We start from the raw sequence: 18,665 nt of genomic DNA on the forward strand, positions 1-18,665 counted from the left end.
CTCCTTAACTTATTTTACGGTGCGATAGTTAAAGTCCAATCCATCACGGCTTCATATGAGACATCTTTCTTTCCAGCATTTCCGGGTATTTGTAATTCAACGTCCATAAGATTATAGTCTAGTTGAAAGATTCCTGGATTGTTTGCAGATGAAACAAAAACATCTGTATTTGAAGTATCAATTGACCTTGTAGCGATCGTATCCATCATCGCAAGGTTTTCGTTAGGCTTGTTGTAATTTTGAATTTTCTTTTGGGCTCCATTTTTTAACATAATGGTTGTGGATACTGGAAGAACTTCAGTACCTGTATTATTTTGAAATTGACTAATTTTAACTGAAACTTCACTTGAGCTAGCTAGATTTTCTAAACTTTTGAAGCGAATATACGGATTATACCCACCTGAATACTGAGAAGCATCTAGATTGTGCTTCTCAGCAAAAGGACTAATTGAAACCGTTCCAAATCGAAAATCCGGTAAATTAATAAAACCTGAGTTTCCTGTTGGTTTCAAATTGGGTTCGTTAATATCATCCACACGTACAAAACTATCTGCTTGAATAGCTGAAGGTATATTAGCTGACAGGTCAATTTCAGCTGGTAAGACTTGATTTGCAGAGCCTCCTGTTACGGTATTAGAAAATGTTACTTCCACATAATTGTTGCTTCCACCAGCAGGTACAGCTATGTTGGATAGTGGAATACCGGTGACTAAGTTTCCTGTAAACGACTGGACAGAGCCTCCTGGTGATGTGACAGTAATACTCGTTGGTCCTGATAAATTACTTGACCAATTATTTGTTGATTTCAATACGATATTGTTCAGCTGTGAAGTACCTGTGTTTGTAATCTTGGATGTCCAATAAACTGTGTCACCCGTTTGTACGATTTGAGATCCCGGCGTCAAATTCATCGCTGCTGTCGTATCTTGTTGTCTGTAGTGATACTTTACCTCTATATTTTCTTTAACATTAGTAATGGATACCGGTCCAGTTTTGACTACTCCAGGGTCATGAGTACTATTCTCCCATCCTACATAAGCCCATCCTTTACCAGTGCTGTCCACAATCGTTTCATCGGGTGCAGCTGTGAATACCTCGTTGTCGTCTACCGTTCCAGTGGCAGGGTTCAGATTAAGAGAAATTAGCGTATTCCCATCGGCCTCATCTACGTATTTTTCAGTTTTCGTATGTTGCTTTTTACTATAGACATATTGCAGATTAGTATCAGATGAGATCACTTGAGAAACGGGAGTAGTTCTAACTTCATCCATCAATTCTGAGCTTAGTTTCCATCCTTGGTATTCCCATACCACATTATTACTATCCGTTTTGGTAGAATCTGGTGCAGCGGTGAATGTATCACCACTCCCGACATCTGTAGTCATATTCCAAGCAGCTTCAATTGATGAACCGTTTGTATCGATGTATTCTTCGACTACTTGGTATAAATTTTGTTCGTCGTAAACAATATGAATTTCATCCTTTTCCTCATCCATTTCGGCATTAATGGTAATTGCTGGCGGGTAACTTGTATTTATCGCAGGTTGATTTCCAGCTCCTTTGTACCAACCTTTGTAAGTATATAACTTTCCGTCGTTAACATAGCTTTGTGGTAAAGAGCTGCCATTCGGCATAGTATAAGTAAAAGGATCCGACGTAATATCTGTCAACTTCTCTTGTATATAGCCTGTAGGCGGTGTGATTTGTCCACCGGAAGTATTTTCAAATACTTCTTTGATTTGTTGATAATAGGCATAGTATCTAAGAACACTAGATGAGCCGCCCGTCGTACAAATATTTTTTATCAGCGTGGCAGTAGTTGGATCGGCGCGATGTGAAGCATAAGTGTTTAGAATGTCTACTCCACTAGTAATTGCGAAGGTATCATCACTGTTTTTTACAAAGATATTGGGTGATGACGTGCTTTGATTGATATTAGTTGACAGAACATGAGTCCCTAAAGTGCCATTCAGATTATATTGTACAGTGTTTTTCTCAGGTAACCCTGAGCCCAGGGGAGCTTCTAAACGCCATTCCTTTACATAAGAAACGGGTGAAGTAATTTGGATACTTGTTGGTCCATACAATAATGTTTCCCATTCTTCATCCGTAAACCCAATCCTAGGAGGAGTGTATATATACACATTTGCATACAGCCTAAAAAAATAATTTGACAATGAGTTTCCGTATACAAATTTATTGGTGCCACCTATTTTTGACACCGTACTAGGTCCTGGATAAGTAGCCATTATAGAATCATTCACAGTATCAATTTTTTCATTCCTCTTTAAAATTGTTACCGGCACACTGAGTGTGAGATTCTCTGAAAAATCATTCCCATTTTGATCTACAAACTCGAATTGTATAGGTCTAGGATAAATTGTGCCGTAATAGTTTCCATTTACAGTATAATCTGCATACGCTTCTACTGTTGTGAAAACTAAACCTCCTACACTGATACAAAGTGTAATTAGTAAGCACACTATTGTTTTTGTTTTACTGTACATAGTTTTCCCTCCTACGATTGAAAGAATGGATAAGTACGGTAATAAATAGTAAACTGGCCCCCAGCATCTTAAGCCCTTGCCCAATAATTTCATTCGTTTTTGGAAGCACTTTTCCACTGGTAGTTGTTCCAGAATAAACAGGAGTTTTGATACTTTGCTTATCTATTTTTTTTATGGCTTCTTGATCAATAGTAGTTGGAAGTACTTCTTTCTCCTTGATGAAACTAACACCAACAGAAGTCTCTTCTTCAAAGCTGGAGGCTTCTACAGTGCTATTCTGCACAAAAATTATCATACAGATTACTGACAATGCAAACAGTTTCTTTGTCATTTTTTCTTCTCCTTTCTTCTTTGTATTATCCGAAGAATTAATAATAGAAGAACGACACAGGTTAATACACCTATCAAATAGAAAGCTGAGAGCCACCAATCAGGAATGAAAATCTTGAATGTAGTTTGTTTGTTCATTTTTTCAGCTGTTTTTCCACTGATTGTAAAATTCTTTTCAAACGTCCAATCCTTATCTTTTCCTTTTATAGCTCCTTTGAACGTATAGTCTCCAGGTGTAACCTGATTCATTCCCCAATCAAGTTGAAAAGGAAATACCGAATTGGGAGCTATCCGTACATCTTTTAAAGTATTGTTTATAATCGTTTTATCTTTCCCTTTTTGAACGATCCTTCCTTCTACTGTTAATTGCTCCATTGCTTCTGGGTAAGGGTTCTGAATGACAGCTTCGACTATTTTACTTCCGTAATCAATCTCAGGAGAAACATCTAATAAGTGTAAATCAGTCTCTCCAAAAATAGGGGTCGCGAGATCTTCCGTTAGTACTATACCAATTGAATAGCCGTAAGTATTTGTAACAGATACACCTTGTGATTTATCAGTATTTTCTTTTGATGGCGGTGTGATATAAATACCCCCAAGAAGGATTCCAGAAAATTTTTCAGCAGGTGGCACAATTTCTAAAGCTGCCTCGACTGTACCGTAAGCGGGCACAGTTATTTCACTCTCTTTAGGTTTTACTATTTCTTTAATCGATATTTCCATACTTGAATCCACCGATTTATCAATTTCATTATATGTGATCATTCCATTTTTATTCGTTGCTGCAGGAACGACTTGCACACGGTATCGCTCCTCTTTGTCAGTATTATTCATTAATTTCACGGATACGACTTGGTTTTCTCCCCGCTGAATAGGTAAATGAAAGTAACTGACTTCAGAATTAATTTGATTTTCTGGTAACACAGGCTGAACAGTAAAACCGGCTCTTTTCTCTGTTTCTGAAACATCTCTATCTTCCGTTGCGAAAGAGATTGTTGAGAAAAATAAGGACTCTAGTATTAAAAAAAAGGTAAATAGTCGTTTACATCTAGTTGCTCTCATAGGGGCTCCTTACAAAAGATGGATGAAGATGTTTACATCTTCATCCATCTTTTTTGTTAAAATTTATTCATTTCCTTTATGGAGCATCTGTTAATGTCCAATCAACAGTACCTTCATATTGTTCACCTGCAGCAACAGTGTTCATAGCCGCAGCTGGAATTTTTAATCGAATGTTTGTAAATTCCCCATTCCAATAACCTTGTCCTTTTGTCGCAGGAGCATTCATGATAGAGGTAGTTGAACCACTACCAATAGATACCGTTGCAGCAACAGTAGGTGCTAAACCGGTAGAAACAACTGTACCAAGTGTTCCCGTTGCAGGATTGGTAATTTCTTTTAGCGTTTGTGACATTTCAATAGTTGCTCCAGTTAACGTTTTGCTTGCTCCAGCATCAATCAGATCATTTGTCAGCTTTGCTTCTAGCTTCCAGCCTGCATTTGTACCTCTCACATCACCAATACCCACATGTTTAGTTGCTGGATTAGACCCTCCTGTTCCACCAGTATTCGCAGCAGGACTTCCTTCCCAATTCGTATCAATATTGATAAACGTATTGGCAGTTACTGTTGAAGAAGGAACTGAGGTTTCTTCAAAATTGAATTCTCCCGGAATGTAAAGCAACCCAAAATCAGATGCAGGTGGTGTAGTTGGTCCTGTGGTTGGCGGAAGAACTAGATCCCCAGCTTTAAAGCTGACAGAACCATTCGATTGGCCTGAATAAGTTGCTGCATCTGCATAAATTGTTGAAGAAACAACTACTCCTACTAACATTACTGCACTCATGACACCTGTAAATAATTTTCTTTTAGTCATTTTTTTCTCCTCTTTCTATCCTTTGAATATACACATTTATATCTAACCCTTTTTTAATAAGAGTGGATATCTTTTTTATAACAAAACACAACGTGATAAAATATAAGTAATTTCATATTCGTTACCTTGGAATTAAGTTCACAATTTTCCAGCCAGATATCTTAGTCTTCTCTAGACTAAGATAAAACCAACAACTCCTAGCAGACAAGTTGATCTAGACCAATTATGACGGCTTTTGACGGCTTTTAAATTTTTGAGATAAAAAAAAGAGCCTATTCCAGTTATCCAATTGTTTGCTAAATCTGGAATTTAAAATGAATAGTACCGAAAAAAAAGAAAAAAAAGCCCCCAGAAAATGTCTTCAATTTTTTTGAAAACGATTTATCTGATTGCTTTTTCCATTTGGCTAATTACTTTCACTCGTTGCTCTAACAGCGCATCCACATAAGTATCAAGAGTCAATTGTGTTGAACTGTGTCCTAATAAGGCGCTTATACTTGAGATATCTCCCTTCATTTCAATACACCGTGTAGCAAAGGTATGACGCAATTGATGAAAATGAACATGGGATAACTGTACTTTCTTAGTGATTTTATGAAAATGATACGTTAATAATCTTGGTTCTTTAGGAAGCGATTTACATGAAAAAACATAGGGACCTGATGCTTCTTTTTTGTGGTTCTTTAATATGGTTTTAAGCTTCTTAGTCATAGGCACAACTCGTGCTGAATTTTCGGTTTTAGAATTTGTGTAGACAAGAGTCGTTTTACGTTCTTCTTGATTTGATAGGATACGTTGGTAAGTATGTCTTACGTGGATCACATTAGACTCAAAATCGATATCTTCCCATTTAAGAGCAGAAATTTCTCCAATTCTTAAACCTGTATGCAAAGCTAAAATAGTTGGAATTCCATTTCCATTCTTCTCTTTTAGTGCTTGCTCCTCCAAACTTCGTTGCTCATTTCGTGTGAGGGATTTTCTTTTTGTTTTCTTCTGCTTATTTATTTTCAAAAGCTTAAATGAATTGCTCTTAATTATCTTTCTTTTTTGTGCATAGTCTAGGCATTGAATGGTTATTCTAAAAATAGCTTCAATGGTAGAGTCCTTTAAACCTTTTTCTTCCAAATCCTTCAGTAATACGTGCCCTGTCTCAGTTGTTAATTCATTCATAGATTTTGTTCCTATAACTGGTGTAACATAATGATGCAATTTATATAAATAATTTGAGTATGTGGATTCTTTAACTTCTCTCTTTATAGTGGCTAGCCAGTATTCTCCCCATTCTTGGAAAGATAAAATAGTTTCACCTTGTTCTTCCCTCAAATTATGATACTTTGCCTTTAATGGATACAGTTTATTTCGGACATCATTTAGTGTACTAGCATATACATAACCAAACTTAGTTTTACCATTTTTCTTTCTGCCCTTCACGTACCGACCTTCCCATCGGCCATCTTTCCTTTTATAGATATTTTCTCCGATTCTCAATTTGAACTCTTTCCTTTCTGACGGCTTATTTGACGGATAAAAAAACCGGATTCCAAACGGAATTTAATCCGAAATAAAGACATTGTGACTTAAATTACTTTTTCAAATACAGAAAAGTAATGTTTTTCCGGATTTTTTGTTGCCAAAACACTATTTATCGTATACAATTATCAGTGAAAAATTAAAAATAGCTTAAAATAAGGTTTGAAATATCTTAGTCTAGAGAAGACTAAGATATTTCATTCACATTGTCAATTGTTTTTTCAACAAAGAATAACAAAGAAATAAAATTATTTCGTGGATTAATTGTTCAATAAAACATCATTTTCTAAAATTCATTAAACCGAAATAAAATTTCGCAATATTTAACACCTAAGTGCAATCTATATACTTTGCGAATCATGATAATTCATCGTTCTATTTCCATTACTTATAGAACGATATCTACAAAAAATACCCTCCCCCTCTTTTAGTGGGCAATCTACAAAAAAATAATACTTCCTCTTCGTAAGCACCATCTCTCAAGAGATAACTACCGTTCATGATTCAGCTACCGTTAGTTCCTTTATTCATAGAAGCAGAGGTAATCGTCATACCCGATATTTTAAGGTTCAGTCTGCTTCAACTATCCTCGCTTTATAGAAACGCCTTTTTGAATTCTTTTTCACTCATAATTATAAAAACGGTATCGCTAAATTTCATTTATCACTGAAATTCCTCTATCGATCAGCGGTAAATTCGCAATGACGCAAACTAAATATCTGGCAAGAGAAAACTCTAAATTTTAATGCACGCTTGGAACTCGAAGCAATAAAGACAGAGAAACAAGCCATTCATATTTCTAAATGAAACGAATTTTCTCAAATTTGAAAACTCGTCTACCTTAAGAAAAATATTTAGGATATACTGGATCTATCTAACATTAGAGGGGTTTGGTGAAATGATCACATATGAGGATGCAATAAAAGACTTAAATAGCAGTATATTCCGGATGCAAAAACACGAAAGAATTAGAAAAAGATTTCTTCAGCTAACACGATTATCAACCTTGCTATTTATCTTATTAGTCTCTATCTATAGCCTTTATTTGATCAAGGTTAAAGGATTTTCTTTTTTTAACTACGGTTTAGCCTGGTGGATTGCGATCTTTCTTTTAGTATTGGGATGGGTTGGCGAACTAGTTTTAGTATTACGAGGAACAAAGATGTATAAAGAATATCTAGTGAAAATACAACATTTATCTGATGTGATCTATGAAACCTATGGTGAAAAAAACCTTCACGAGATATCACCCTTTCTATCAACTCCTGAACAAACGAGAAATCCTGAATTTCTTCATTTGTTTGAATATCTATTTTGGGATTTTGCAAAGGAGATTCAAGAAGATTATTTAAAACGTATTACTATCTATTGCTTCAACATTGATACGATTCACGGTTTGTCAGATTTCTTAGATACCAAAGATATTTCTCAACGAATTGGAGTAAAAGTAGCTCAAAAATACGATGCTGTCTATTATGATAGTATCAGTTTTGGGCAGGATGAGGATGATTTCTTACAGGATTGCATTGTTATCTATACAACTAAAAAATGAACCGAATTAACTGAATTTTCTCCATAATGAGAAAGTTTTCTGTCAGGAGAGTAAAAGATGTATTTCTATATTTTAGTAATCATTTTGGTTACCGCTTTGTTTGTTATCAGCTTTGAATTAGTGAAACGCTCAAAACTAAAGGCTGCACAGTTATTGGCAGTTCATGCTTTTCAGGAAGAGCATAACTTGAGCAATCGGGATCTAAAAATTTTCAAGGAAACATTGGGAGAAGCAAAATCGCAAATCAGAACAGCTGAAAAAGCAATGACTGGGATAGAAAATGAGCAGCAGTATTTAGACTCTGCTCTTACGGCAAGTAAAGAGATATTTAGATATTTAATGGATAAACCTAAAGATATTGTCTTATATGATAACTTTCTTTACCGAAGTTTGCCTGCTTTTTCGAATACCTTAGAAAGAAGAGCAGCATTCGAACAGACAGCAATTGATAGCAGCGAACTTACAACTACGCAAAAAGAACTAGACAAGATCCTTATTGAATTGAGTGAATCCATCGTCACCGATTATAATAGATACTTGAAAGATGAATTAGAAGAAACTGTGATAGAAAAAGGAGCAGTTAAGCAAGGAGACCACGCATCTGGACAAAAAGAATAATTTTTCAGAGAAGTATGATCAACTTTTTGAAAAACCCAAATTAAAAATTCTACAAGAAAAAAAGCTTAGAAAGATGATTCTATTGGGAATTATCGCCATTGGCTTAGCTGCTGCAAGTCCCTTCTTGGCAGCTATGGTCGCTATGAAGGTGTCTGAAGGGATCGTGGCTATTTCACAAAAAAAACTTGATCAGATTGAAGCAGATCAACCCTTCACAGAAATTCCTATATTCAAACAAAACCTATCGATTCAATTCCCGCCTGACTATCAGAGAGTTGAAAAATATGATCTTAGCTTTAATGGAGGGAATCTTAATTTTGGCAATGGGTATACTCTTCAACTAAACGATTTTTCAAGTATAGAAAATCACTTGAACGAAACCACTCTTATCGCAACTAAAAATTATGATTCAGTCAACAATTTGTTAATGGTAAAAAATGGCATCACCCAATTTCCAATAGTCAATGACGGGAAAAAGCATATGTATGACAAAGCGAACGGATTTGAGACAGAACGGGTTACCGCTGTGCGGGTTACAGGTAATTTACTCGAGAGCGTAACAATGCAGAAAATGAAAGAGAGTGGCTCTTTCCTAACCCTATACCAACAAAATAATATCGGCGATGTAAAAACGGGGATAGTTATTAACGCTAGTCCTTCAAGTGGTTTATCTGATGAGTTGGGAGAAATTTCTCAAAGTTATGTGATTTTAACTAAATATTGGCTTTTTCCTGATGGTGTAGGCGTATTCGTCGATGTAAATGATCTATATTTAGGAAAGCTAGCTGATGAAGACGATTTTGATCACCTTACAGAAAAAAAGTTGGCAGAAATCGATCGATTTACCAATAATACGTATACTTGGTTGTCAGAGCATTTTGAGATGAAAATAACCGATTAGCGATAGTAGATTGGATGCTCTAAAAGTCAATTTCTTACCAAGAAAAAGTAGGTTGGAATGACATACTACTCATTAGCAGGACAAAGACAACAATCGATAGTGTAACTAGTCCGTTTAATCCACACATTTATGGTTACAGTGAACAAAAAAAGCCAATCCTAGTCGCAATAGGGTTGGCTTTCGTATTGTAATGCGGTTCAACTATTTTCGTTTATCTAGCAGGATCAGCCAACATATTATTAGAGTTCATGGCTGATTTTGAGAACTTCTTCTTCCACCACGGCCTTGAGGTATAATTCTTCCATCTCGTCTTGCAATTCACAGGTGATCAATTCTTCGATCAGACTCTTTTTGCGCATTAGTGACAGGTAATGGAGCTCTTGAATGCGCCAGGCATATTTTTCCAAAAGCTGGAAGAGGTCGGTTTGAATTGAATAAAGCTGTTCCTCGCCAACCGCGATAACTTCGATCAGATCGTTGAGTTCGCTTTCGGTTTTGCATTCCTGCAGGCGATAGAGGTAAGCATTTTTAGTCATTTCATTGGAAAAGTCGAGGGCTTCGATTTTTGACTGAATGGCCGACTTGTCCAGAGTGTCCTGAGCAGTGACGGGCGGTCGTTTTTTCAGCTTGCCGCCGCTCATGATGTAGACTTCCCCATCGGCCAGTTTGATTTCTAACGAAGACACGAAAAACATTCCTTTCTGCGTCACTATGTATAGAGAAACGCACTAAAAGACTGGCTTTCAGTGCGCTTCTGGAGTGCTTTACACGCGGTATTTCTTACGCAGCATTGCGGCACCGGTAGCGGAAACTAACCCTAATCCGATTAGTGAAGCTGCAAGTGTTTCTGCAGAACCGGTCTGTGGGTATTGTTTGTCTGAAGTTCCGCCAGCTGTTGCTGGTACTGTTTTAACAGCAGCAGCCGTTTGAACGGTTCCAGTAGTTTTGTTCACTGCTTTGTCGACCGCTTCATCAGCAGCATCTTCTGCTTTGTCGACATCTACAGTATCTGGAGCAATGATTGACGCGTAGCCGTCAGCGTAACCTAATTGATAGCTTTCGCTTTCGCCCGAAACGTCGGCTTTCTTATTGCCGGCTTTGGCATCGGCAGCACCTACGCGCAAACCTGCTAAGCGGTCTTCCGCTGCTTTGACTGCAGCTGTTTGTTCTTTGACTGCATTTTTAGCATCTGAAATCGCAGCTGTCGTTGATTTTACTAACTCTTCGTAGGCTTGCTTCGCATCTGCAATAGCTGCTTTTAACTCATCAACGGTTTTTTGTGCTTCTGCTTCAGCAGCTTGAACAGCTGCCAAGGCATCTTTTTGAACTTGTAATTCTGCTTCGGCTTCCTTGATTGTTTCTTTTGCGAAATCAATAAATGGTTGCTGTTCAGCAGTAACGGTGTCTACTTCTGCTTGGGCAGCTTCCAAAGCAAGGTTTGCTTCTTGTAGAGCTGTTTCAGCTTCATCAATTGCTGGTTGTTTTGCATCAATGGCTGCTTGGGCTTCATCGATGATGGCTTGAGATGCTGTATTTACCTCTGCTTGCTCTAACTCAGCAGCATTCATTTCAGCAAGTTTGTCTTCTTGATTCAAGTTTGCTTCTTGAACTGCTGTTTCGGCTTCAGTGATCAATTCAGGGGCTTGGTCGATAATTGCTTGGGCTTCAGCAATTTTTTCGTCAGCTAATTGATTAGTTTGCTCTTGAGCAGCTAAAGCATTTTGCAATTCAGCCTCAGTTGTACCGATAGCAGCTTCAGCAGCGGCATAGGCAGCAGCGGTGTTGTTTAGTTGTGTTTGGGCAGCTGCTACTGCATTAGTAAGAGTGTCTTTTTCCCTTTGAGAATAGTCTAAAAATTCTTGCTGATTAGCAATTTCTGCTTGCGCTGCTGCGATCGCTGCAGCATTGGCTGGGTCTGTTGGATCAAGACTTTTAATAATTTCTGCTTGAGCAACAATTGCTGCTAGAGATGTAGCAATTTCATTGTCCAGCATTGGCGTCATAGATGCTAAATCGGCTTGGGCGGTATCGTAAGCTGCTTGTGCTGCTGGCAATTCAGCGGCCAAGATATTAAGGTTATTCACTGCATCCGCTGCATTTACTTGTGCTTGAACAACTGCGGCTTGAGCGGCATCTTTTTCGGCATTTGCTTGTGCAATTACGTTGTCTTGGTCGTTAATATTCGCAATGACTGCTTCTAACGCAAGATTTGCTTCTTGAATGGCTGTTTCTGAAGCATTGAACGCTTCTCTAGCCGCTTGTAACTTCGCTTCAGCATCCACAATTGCTTGCTTCGCTTCATCGATGGCTGGCTGCTGCTTTTCTTGTTCAGCGTTCCAGTCAGCAATTGCTTCATCCAACTCAGCTTGCGCAGCATCGACTGCTTCTTTCGCTTCGTCAGCGATTGCTTGTTTTTCGTCAATCAGCTTTTGCGAAGTATCAATTTCATTTTGGGCCATAGCGATGATTTCATCGTAATTTTTCTGAGCGGCTTCCATTTTTTCTTCTTCAGCTGCCACTGCTTCTTTCGCTGCTGCTAATGCTTCTTTGGCTGCTGGCATTTCAGCCTTTTTATCTTCGATGGCTTGTTTACCTGCTGCTAATTGCTCTGGTGTTTCTTTTTCCAATTTGGCTAAAGCTTCTTGGGCTGTGGCTAAGTCAGACTTAGCCTGTTCTACTCGGTCTTTGGCTGCTTGCTCTAGCTCGACAAATTTGGTTTCGTCAAAGCTTTTTTGTGTTTTCTCCGTATTGTCAGTTGCTTCAGCTGCCTGGCTGACAATTGGAGCTGCAGCTACAGAACCCAAAGTAGCAGATACGACAAGTGAACTAATAAGTTTCGTCTTTTTCAATGATTTCTCTCCTTTTTTTGAAACAGTCTCATTTAAAATCTTTAGCGAAATTCGCTAACTCCCCCATTTTTTGGTGCCTACAGTGTCTTTTCATCAACCAGCCCCTTCACTTCATATTTAGATTTATAAACAATTCGCCAGCAGTGGCTCTGGTGAATGTTATCTAGCCGTTTTAGCTCGTGCTTTTTGCGAAATACTTAAGTGCAAAGCAAGAGAATCTTCATGCTTTTAAATAACGCTCATTTATAATAAAATAGTGAAATAAACCGGCAGATATCCTTCATTCGCTTCCTAGTTTGAAAAAGACTAGGGAAGGGAAATAAAGGCTTGCTGCAGTTGACTTTAGATTAGTTGTTGACCATTTTTGACGGCTTTTATTTTGTGACAGGTTTGTTGAGGGAGAAAAATTACTAGAAAAACGAGCAGATTCGTTTCTAATTTAGTTTACATAATTTTGCAAGCGTTTACCTAAAGAAAGCAAAAAAGGGGAGACCTATCGGGGAATAGTTATTTTTTTGAAAACGGTTTACTAGGCGGCAGCCATTAAATGAATCGCCTGAACCCGCTGCTCTAGCATCGCATCAGTATAGATATCCAGCGTCATCTTGGCAGATGCATGACCTAATAAGGCGCTTACCGAGGCGATATCCGCCCTCGCTTCAATACACCGAGTAGCAAAGGTGTGGCGCAGCTGATGAAAGTGAATCTGATTCAACTTTGCTTTCCCTCGGAGTTGATGGAAATAGCGAGTTAGCAGGCGCGGCTCACAGGGATGACCATTGACCGAGAAGACAAAATGATGATTCGTCTGTTTCTGTGCTTTCAACAAAACCTTCTTCAGCTTATCTGTGATAGGGATCACCCGTTTAGATGAACGGGTCTTAGCTTCGCCGTAAACAAGCTGGCTCTTTGGGCCTTCATCTGTGAAGGCAGCCACCCGTTGATAAGTATGTCCCACATGGATTAGATTGCTGTCGAAATCGATATCCTTCCATTGTAAAGCGGCTATTTCACCAATTCGCATGCCGGTTTGCAAAGCCAAAAGTATCGGCAATCCTTGTGCTGCGGGAACTTTTTTTGCTTCACACTCCAGACTTTTTTGCTCCTTTTTAGTTAGAGCATGAACCTTACTTTGGGATTTGCGCGGCAGCTGAACCTGTTGACAGGGGTTGCTGCGCAGCAAATCTTTTTGGACCGCCTGATTCAGACAATTGCTTAAAATACGAACTATGACTTCGATGGTTGAAGGGCTCAGCGGCTCGCGCTGCAGCTGATCAACCAACTGTTGCAGGCTTTCTTGTGTTAATTTGTTCAGGGGTTGATTGCCGATTTTCGTTAAAACGTATTTGGTCAATTTGTGGTGGTAGTTCGCATAGGTTGCTGGTTTCCATTTGCTTTGAAACTCAGCTAGCCAAACGGCAACCCATTCTGACAATGGGATACTGCCAACCCCCTGCAACTGAATGATCGTTTGGTATTTGATTTTATAGGGATAAAGCTTTTCCTTCACTTCTTGATAGGTCTCCCCGTAAATTGATCCATATTGAATCCTGCCATCAATGGTTCGGCCTTTGCGATAACGACCTTCCCAACGTTTATCCTTACGTTTATAAATGTTTTCGCCTCGTTTGCTCACTGCTAGCATCTTCCTTTCTTTTTGACGGCGGAACTGACGGGTGATAAACCAGCTTCCCCTCCTGTTAGGTCATCTATTTTGACTAATTCATTTCAATATTTATAAAAAAATAGGTATTTTATAAATAAAACTGTTGACCTGACTAAAAAAACATACTACAATTTAGATGACTTTATTCAGCTTCACTTAAAAAAACGACGATAGCAGCCGATCAATGTCGTGGTTTTTTTCATACCACGAAGTAAAACTGAGAAACTCAACATTAAAAACACTGATACAACAGCATTAAATAGATTTTCTATAAATCGTATAAATATTACCGTTGCTTTTAACAAAAAAGCCTTTCTATTAAAAAACAACAAAAAAAGCTCTCTTTGACTATCAAAGTCCAAAGAGAGCTTTTCCTTTTTCAGCAAAAACGTACACAAGCAACTGCCGATTCTTCTTATTTTTTATAAATAAAACATCTTATATATTGTGGTATTTTAATTATTTCTTTCACTAAGCTACTTGTTCAGAGTGAGCAGCAATCCAGACTTCAAACAGCTTTTTAGCCTCCAAGCGAATGTAACACAATCCTACTATAAGATAGATTATGTTGCCTTCAAAACGTATAAATAAAAAAGCGGCTTTGTTACTTTTAGATTTAAATGGCGGTTTTCTTTAAATATAAATGACGGCCTTACAAGCCAATGACTGAGGTATCTCTTGTTGCTTCTACTACATCCGTGGTAATGGTGTTTAATTCATCAATCTTCAATATCCGATGGATTTGAAAAAATAATTGGTGTAGCAATCCAAAATTACCTTTCGTGATTTTTATGATGTTAGCTATAGCTTCGTAATCTGAAAGTTCTTCAAGTTTAAGATCCATTCTAAGACCAGGCCACTTATATTCAATAATATGATGTGTTTCATCTTCACATAGATTGTGCAAATCCGATTCTAGAATAAAGTTGAGGGTATCTACTTAATCGTTTTTCTATACCATACATGCTAATCAAGAACAATCATTTTTTCTACTTATATTACGCTTTACTGATCGTCTTCTGGAACGTTTCTGCTGTTATATACATCATCACTAATCTTTAATGGGTGTCTGTGTCCGAATTTTTTCATTTCCACGAGAACGATTTCTAGCTCTTTACCTTTATCAGATATATTATAAATAGTCTTTGGTGGAATGATATTATATGTCGTTTTTTCTATTAATCCATCACCTATTAATTCTTTTAGCTCTTTACTTAGAGTGTGAGCTGTAATTCGATTTAATAATCTGTGTAACTCATTAAATCTGTGTTCTTTATTTAATAAATGATAAAGAATCAATAGTTTCCATTTGCCACTCACAATAGCTAAAGTATTTGCCATATCGCAATTACACTCAATCATCTGTTCATACGTCTTTCTCATTTTTAAGCTCCTTTCAGGTATCTTTTTTGACAGTATTGTCCTAATAATACTTCGGCTGTATACTTGATGTAAATATCAAGGAGGAATTTTTTAATGAATAATTGTATAAAAAAAATGGAAGATCACGTTTCTGTCAGAGATTTTAAAAACATTCCGCTATCTCCAGAAATCAGAACAACATTGATAACTGCAGCGCGTAGTGCGTCGTCTTCCCATTTTGTTCAAGCTTTTTCAATTTTAGAAATTACTGATAAAGTATTAAGGGAAAAACTATCTGAAATAACTGAAAGTTCATCCTACGTAAAAAATACAGGAACATTTTTTGTTTTTGTAGCTGATCTATATAGACAATCAAACTTGTTAATCGAGAATAACAAATCACTAGACGGATTAACTAACATGGAATCTCTAATTGTAAGTATAGTTGATACATCAATTGCGGCTCAAAATATGGCAATAGCTGCCGAATCCATGGATTTAGGTATTTGTTATATTGGCGGTATTCGTAATGATGTACGAAAAGTTTCACAATTGTTAAAATTGCCAAAATATACACTTCCTTTATTTGGACTAACAGTAGGGTTTCCCTCCAGTAAAAATCAAGTCAAACCTAGACTGTTAGAAAAAAATCAAATTAGTGAAAATTATTATCCTAAAGAACAATTTGTTGATTTAAGTGACTATGAAAAAATATCTAGGAAATATTATAGTTCCAGAGAAAATAACCAAAAACAAACATCATGGCTTGACAGTAATATTGATTATTTTGAAACTATCAGAAGACCCGAGATCGCGGAATTTTTAAAGGAACAAGGGTTCCAACTAAATTAACTACAAGTGGAAAGATACTTCACTGGGCTGTCTTACTTTTGAGGAAGTTTTCTATTTTGCTGAATACGCCGTTTTTAACAATTTTCTTTTAATTAATTCCAGTAACTATCTTGTTTAAAGCGAAAAAAAGCACTACTCCTAGCCGAGTAGTGCTTTCGTGTGCCGTAGCACAGATCAATTTTTTCTTTTCGCACGTTCGTTATAGCATATGATTTTTAAAATGTTGATAAGGTTGCCTTTCATAACTAGTTTACAAAATTATCTTTCCATTTTCCAACCGATATCCATAGATGGCGATCTCGCTGCTATTCCATAAGTATTCTTACTATAACTTCTTTTGTGATAGTACTACTTCTATTTTCCCGCTACTACTTGCCATAGGGGTTATCCTTGCTTTCATTTTAAGAAAAGAACCTGCTCAAAAACCTGACTTTGTAAGACTTTCGAACACCTCAAAACACATACTTTCAATAGTCAAAAAAACTCTCTTTGAATATCAGAATTCAAAGAGAGCCTTTCTTTTTTCAGTAAATCAACTACTGATTCTTCTTATTTCTTGTAATGCTTATTTCTTCCACTCAGCTAATTGCTCAGGGTGAGCAGTAAACCAGTAAGTACTTCATTGATCGCTAGCAGGATACTTTCTATATCATCCTTGGTCCAGTGGAAACGGATGAACAATAAACTAGCGGCAAAGCTGTAGTACTGCTCTTTTCGGCCAACAACATGTAAACTTGGCCCTAGGTGTCAGGTTGCTCGGCATATGAAATGCTTCTCAACTAGAAGACTCTCCTTCTACCAAACAGTTAATCAACGCTAATGCGTAATCCGTTAAAGGGGTTCGCCCGGTTCCACTGTTCCGTAATTAATTGTCGTTGTAATCTCTCCTGTTTCTGGGTTAGTAGGCTGGTCAATGTAGTACAAATAGCCGTTCTTCCCATATCTTCCGAGTTTGGTTTGGTCGGAGTATTCGTTATCCATGCTAATATTGACAGCTCTTACTGCAATCACCACTTCTTTACTCCCAACAAAAAGCTCCTGTTCCCATAAGTATTCACATTCGATATTCAGAAAGCACTCTTTGATTTGTGGTGCATTGACTTTTGACGCTTTTTCCGCAGTTAAACCAGAAGCAGTGATTTCATCTGTTTCAAACTGATTATTCCCAATCGTTTTAATACAGCGATCATAGATTTTTTTTGAGGGAAAGTTTAAGACACATACTCCTGTTTCTTTTAGTGATTGATACATATGTCCGCCTTTATCAACTTTTCCTAGCACACAGATAAAGTTGTCCAAGCCACTTCCCATAAAACTAGACCAAGAGTGCAGACAAGCATTTTCCTTACCGTTGGATTTCCAGCCTGTAACAACAAACACCGACTGTGGAATGGATGTAACAAAATCATACCAAGACAAGTTGCCGCAAAATGCCACGTATTGCTCAATATCGTATCCAGCAAGTTTCTCTGGTCTGTCAAACATAGATACTTCTTTTTTCATAATAAATTCCTCCTCCTTTTTATTTAACCTAACACATGCAATACGACAACTGTATGTCGTATTACTCATAGTGAACTAAAATGTTTTTTGCATTTTTGCAAACCTCATCAATTAGTTCAAGAGGTTCTATAACCCTTACGGCATCCCCATAGCTTAATATCCATTGGGTTAAATGGTTGCGGTTGGTAAAAACGTTCTCAAACCGCAGCTTACCGGATTGTTTATCGAATGTTATACATTCAGGTCCATATTCGTCAATCAGTCTATATTTTACGCTGGTGTCAAAAAGAGCGATTAACTTTATATCATCAATCCAAATATAATCATCAAAATTAAGTTGTTTTTCTGAGATAAACCTTTCCTCATAATTTGTTTGTGCATTTTGTAATTCGCTCAACCGATTTAATTTGAAAAGTCTATAATCTTGCTTAGCAAGGCAGTATCCGTAAACATACCATGCAAGCCATCTGAACATAATGTAGTAGGGTTCAATAACACGTTGGCTCTCCCCCTTTTCAGAATAGTATTGAAAAGAAATTAGTTCTCTATTGCTAATGGCCTGTTTTATCACATCAATTTTTTCAGTTAGGCTCTCTTGATGAAAGGAAGATAAATGAATAAGCACTCTATTTTGGTCAGAGAGGATCGTGCTTCTTTCGTTGGTGAGTTTTTCCATGAGATTTTGAGAATAAGTATCTTTTGAGATGCTATCAATACTCTTTAGTCCCATAAAAATTGCACTCAATTCTTTTTCTGTCAGTATTGTTTTATTAATTTTATAGCCTTCTGCAATAGAAATCCCTCCACCATATCCTTGCATAGATACAATAGGAATACCAGCTTTACAGATGTTATCAATATCACGCTGGATAGTCCTGCTGGACACTTCAAATCTCTCTGCTAATTGTGCTGTTGTTACTTTTTCCTTTTGCAAAAGAATTGTAATGATACCGATCAGTCGGTCTATTTTCATACGCTCACCTCCAAACTATTATAACATTGGAATAGGACACTTATATGTCTTGTTCCTTTTCCTGTTATTTAGTCTTTTTGCTAACCGGCAAGCATTGCACTATCACAAACAAAGCACCTCCCCTTTATCCAATAGGTAGCGCTCTG

The 18,665-nt window shown here is 37.3% G+C and carries 15 protein-coding genes and 1 pseudogene; 4 read left to right on the top strand and 12 right to left on the bottom strand.

The annotated features are described in order from the left end of the window. Positions 1-14: 14 nt before the first annotated feature. The 5 genes from IGI49_RS13475 to IGI49_RS13495 form a co-directional block, all read right to left on the bottom strand. Positions 15-2,507, bottom strand: coding sequence for a WxL domain-containing protein (locus IGI49_RS13475; protein WP_429964908.1), 2,493 nt, complete (start codon positions 2,505-2,507; stop codon positions 15-17). Then, on the bottom strand, positions 2,497-2,838 hold the full coding sequence (locus IGI49_RS13480) for a hypothetical protein (RefSeq protein WP_429964909.1): 342 nt from the start codon (positions 2,836-2,838) through the stop codon (positions 2,497-2,499). The genes IGI49_RS13475 and IGI49_RS13480 overlap by 11 nt, the downstream gene beginning before the upstream one ends. Next, a complete protein-coding gene (locus tag IGI49_RS13485; RefSeq protein WP_429964910.1) occupies positions 2,835-3,899 on the bottom strand; it encodes a DUF916 and DUF3324 domain-containing protein in 1,065 nt (354 codons plus the stop codon). Before IGI49_RS13485 ends, IGI49_RS13480 begins: the two co-directional genes overlap by 4 nt. A 76-nt stretch (positions 3,900-3,975) precedes the next feature. Beyond that, entirely contained in the window at positions 3,976-4,713 is a 738-nt protein-coding gene (locus tag IGI49_RS13490; protein ID WP_429964911.1) for a WxL domain-containing protein, read from the bottom strand. A 381-nt stretch (positions 4,714-5,094) separates the two neighbouring features. Beyond that, the gene (locus IGI49_RS13495) at positions 5,095-6,144 is read right to left on the bottom strand and encodes a tyrosine-type recombinase/integrase (RefSeq protein ID WP_429964912.1); all 1,050 of its coding nucleotides are present in this window, start codon (positions 6,142-6,144) and stop codon (positions 5,095-5,097) included. A 997-nt stretch (positions 6,145-7,141) separates the two neighbouring features. Here IGI49_RS13495 and IGI49_RS13500 point away from each other — a divergent pair. The 3 genes from IGI49_RS13500 to IGI49_RS13510 all read left to right on the top strand — a co-directional run bounded on the left by IGI49_RS13500 (position 7,142) and on the right by IGI49_RS13510 (position 9,314). Continuing rightward, positions 7,142-7,795 carry a hypothetical protein gene (locus tag IGI49_RS13500; protein WP_429964913.1) on the top strand — a complete coding sequence of 218 codons (654 nt, stop codon included), beginning with the start codon at positions 7,142-7,144 and terminating at the stop codon, positions 7,793-7,795. A 57-nt stretch (positions 7,796-7,852) separates the two neighbouring features. Continuing rightward, positions 7,853-8,413, top strand: a complete 561-nt coding sequence (locus IGI49_RS13505; RefSeq protein WP_429964914.1) for a 5-bromo-4-chloroindolyl phosphate hydrolysis family protein — start codon at positions 7,853-7,855, stop codon at positions 8,411-8,413. Positions 8,414-8,486: 73 nt separating this feature from the next. Continuing rightward, positions 8,487-9,314, top strand: a complete 828-nt coding sequence (locus IGI49_RS13510; protein WP_429964915.1) for a hypothetical protein — start codon at positions 8,487-8,489, stop codon at positions 9,312-9,314. A 239-nt stretch (positions 9,315-9,553) separates the two neighbouring features. Here the strand turns inward: IGI49_RS13510 and IGI49_RS13515 are convergent, their stop codons facing one another. From IGI49_RS13515 to IGI49_RS13535, 5 genes and pseudogenes are all read right to left on the bottom strand, one after another. Next, a complete protein-coding gene (locus tag IGI49_RS13515; protein WP_429964916.1) occupies positions 9,554-10,000 on the bottom strand; it encodes a hypothetical protein in 447 nt (148 codons plus the stop codon). 78 nt (positions 10,001-10,078) lie between these two features. After that, positions 10,079-12,163, bottom strand: a complete 2,085-nt coding sequence (locus IGI49_RS13520) for an LPXTG cell wall anchor domain-containing protein (RefSeq protein ID WP_429964917.1) — start codon at positions 12,161-12,163, stop codon at positions 10,079-10,081. Between the two features lie 529 nt (positions 12,164-12,692). Further along, positions 12,693-13,808: a tyrosine-type recombinase/integrase gene (locus IGI49_RS13525; protein ID WP_429964918.1), complete on the bottom strand. Its 1,116-nt coding sequence runs from the start codon at positions 13,806-13,808 to the stop codon at positions 12,693-12,695. 673 nt (positions 13,809-14,481) lie between these two features. Continuing rightward, positions 14,482-14,809: pseudogene (locus IGI49_RS13530) on the bottom strand (AAA family ATPase); the annotation flags it as partial. A gap of 25 nt (positions 14,810-14,834) precedes the next feature. Then, positions 14,835-15,212: a winged helix-turn-helix transcriptional regulator gene (locus IGI49_RS13535; protein ID WP_429964919.1), complete on the bottom strand. Its 378-nt coding sequence runs from the start codon at positions 15,210-15,212 to the stop codon at positions 14,835-14,837. Between the two features lie 93 nt (positions 15,213-15,305). Between IGI49_RS13535 and IGI49_RS13540 the strand changes: the two genes are divergently transcribed. Continuing rightward, positions 15,306-16,043 carry an NADPH-dependent oxidoreductase gene (locus IGI49_RS13540; protein WP_429969598.1) on the top strand — a complete coding sequence of 246 codons (738 nt, stop codon included), beginning with the start codon at positions 15,306-15,308 and terminating at the stop codon, positions 16,041-16,043. 831 nt (positions 16,044-16,874) lie between these two features. On the opposite strand, the gene IGI49_RS13545 is transcribed toward IGI49_RS13540, so the two are convergent. After that, positions 16,875-17,546: a flavin reductase family protein gene (locus IGI49_RS13545; protein WP_429962126.1), complete on the bottom strand. Its 672-nt coding sequence runs from the start codon at positions 17,544-17,546 to the stop codon at positions 16,875-16,877. A 61-nt stretch (positions 17,547-17,607) separates the two neighbouring features. After that, complete coding sequence (locus tag IGI49_RS13550) at positions 17,608-18,519, bottom strand: helix-turn-helix transcriptional regulator (protein WP_429962127.1); 912 nt, start codon at positions 18,517-18,519, stop codon at positions 17,608-17,610. Positions 18,520-18,665: the final 146 nt, after the last annotated feature.

It is taken from the genome of Enterococcus sp. AZ071, from assembly GCF_050499065.1.
Classification (GTDB): domain Bacteria; phylum Bacillota; class Bacilli; order Lactobacillales; family Enterococcaceae; genus Enterococcus_A; species Enterococcus_A ferrettii.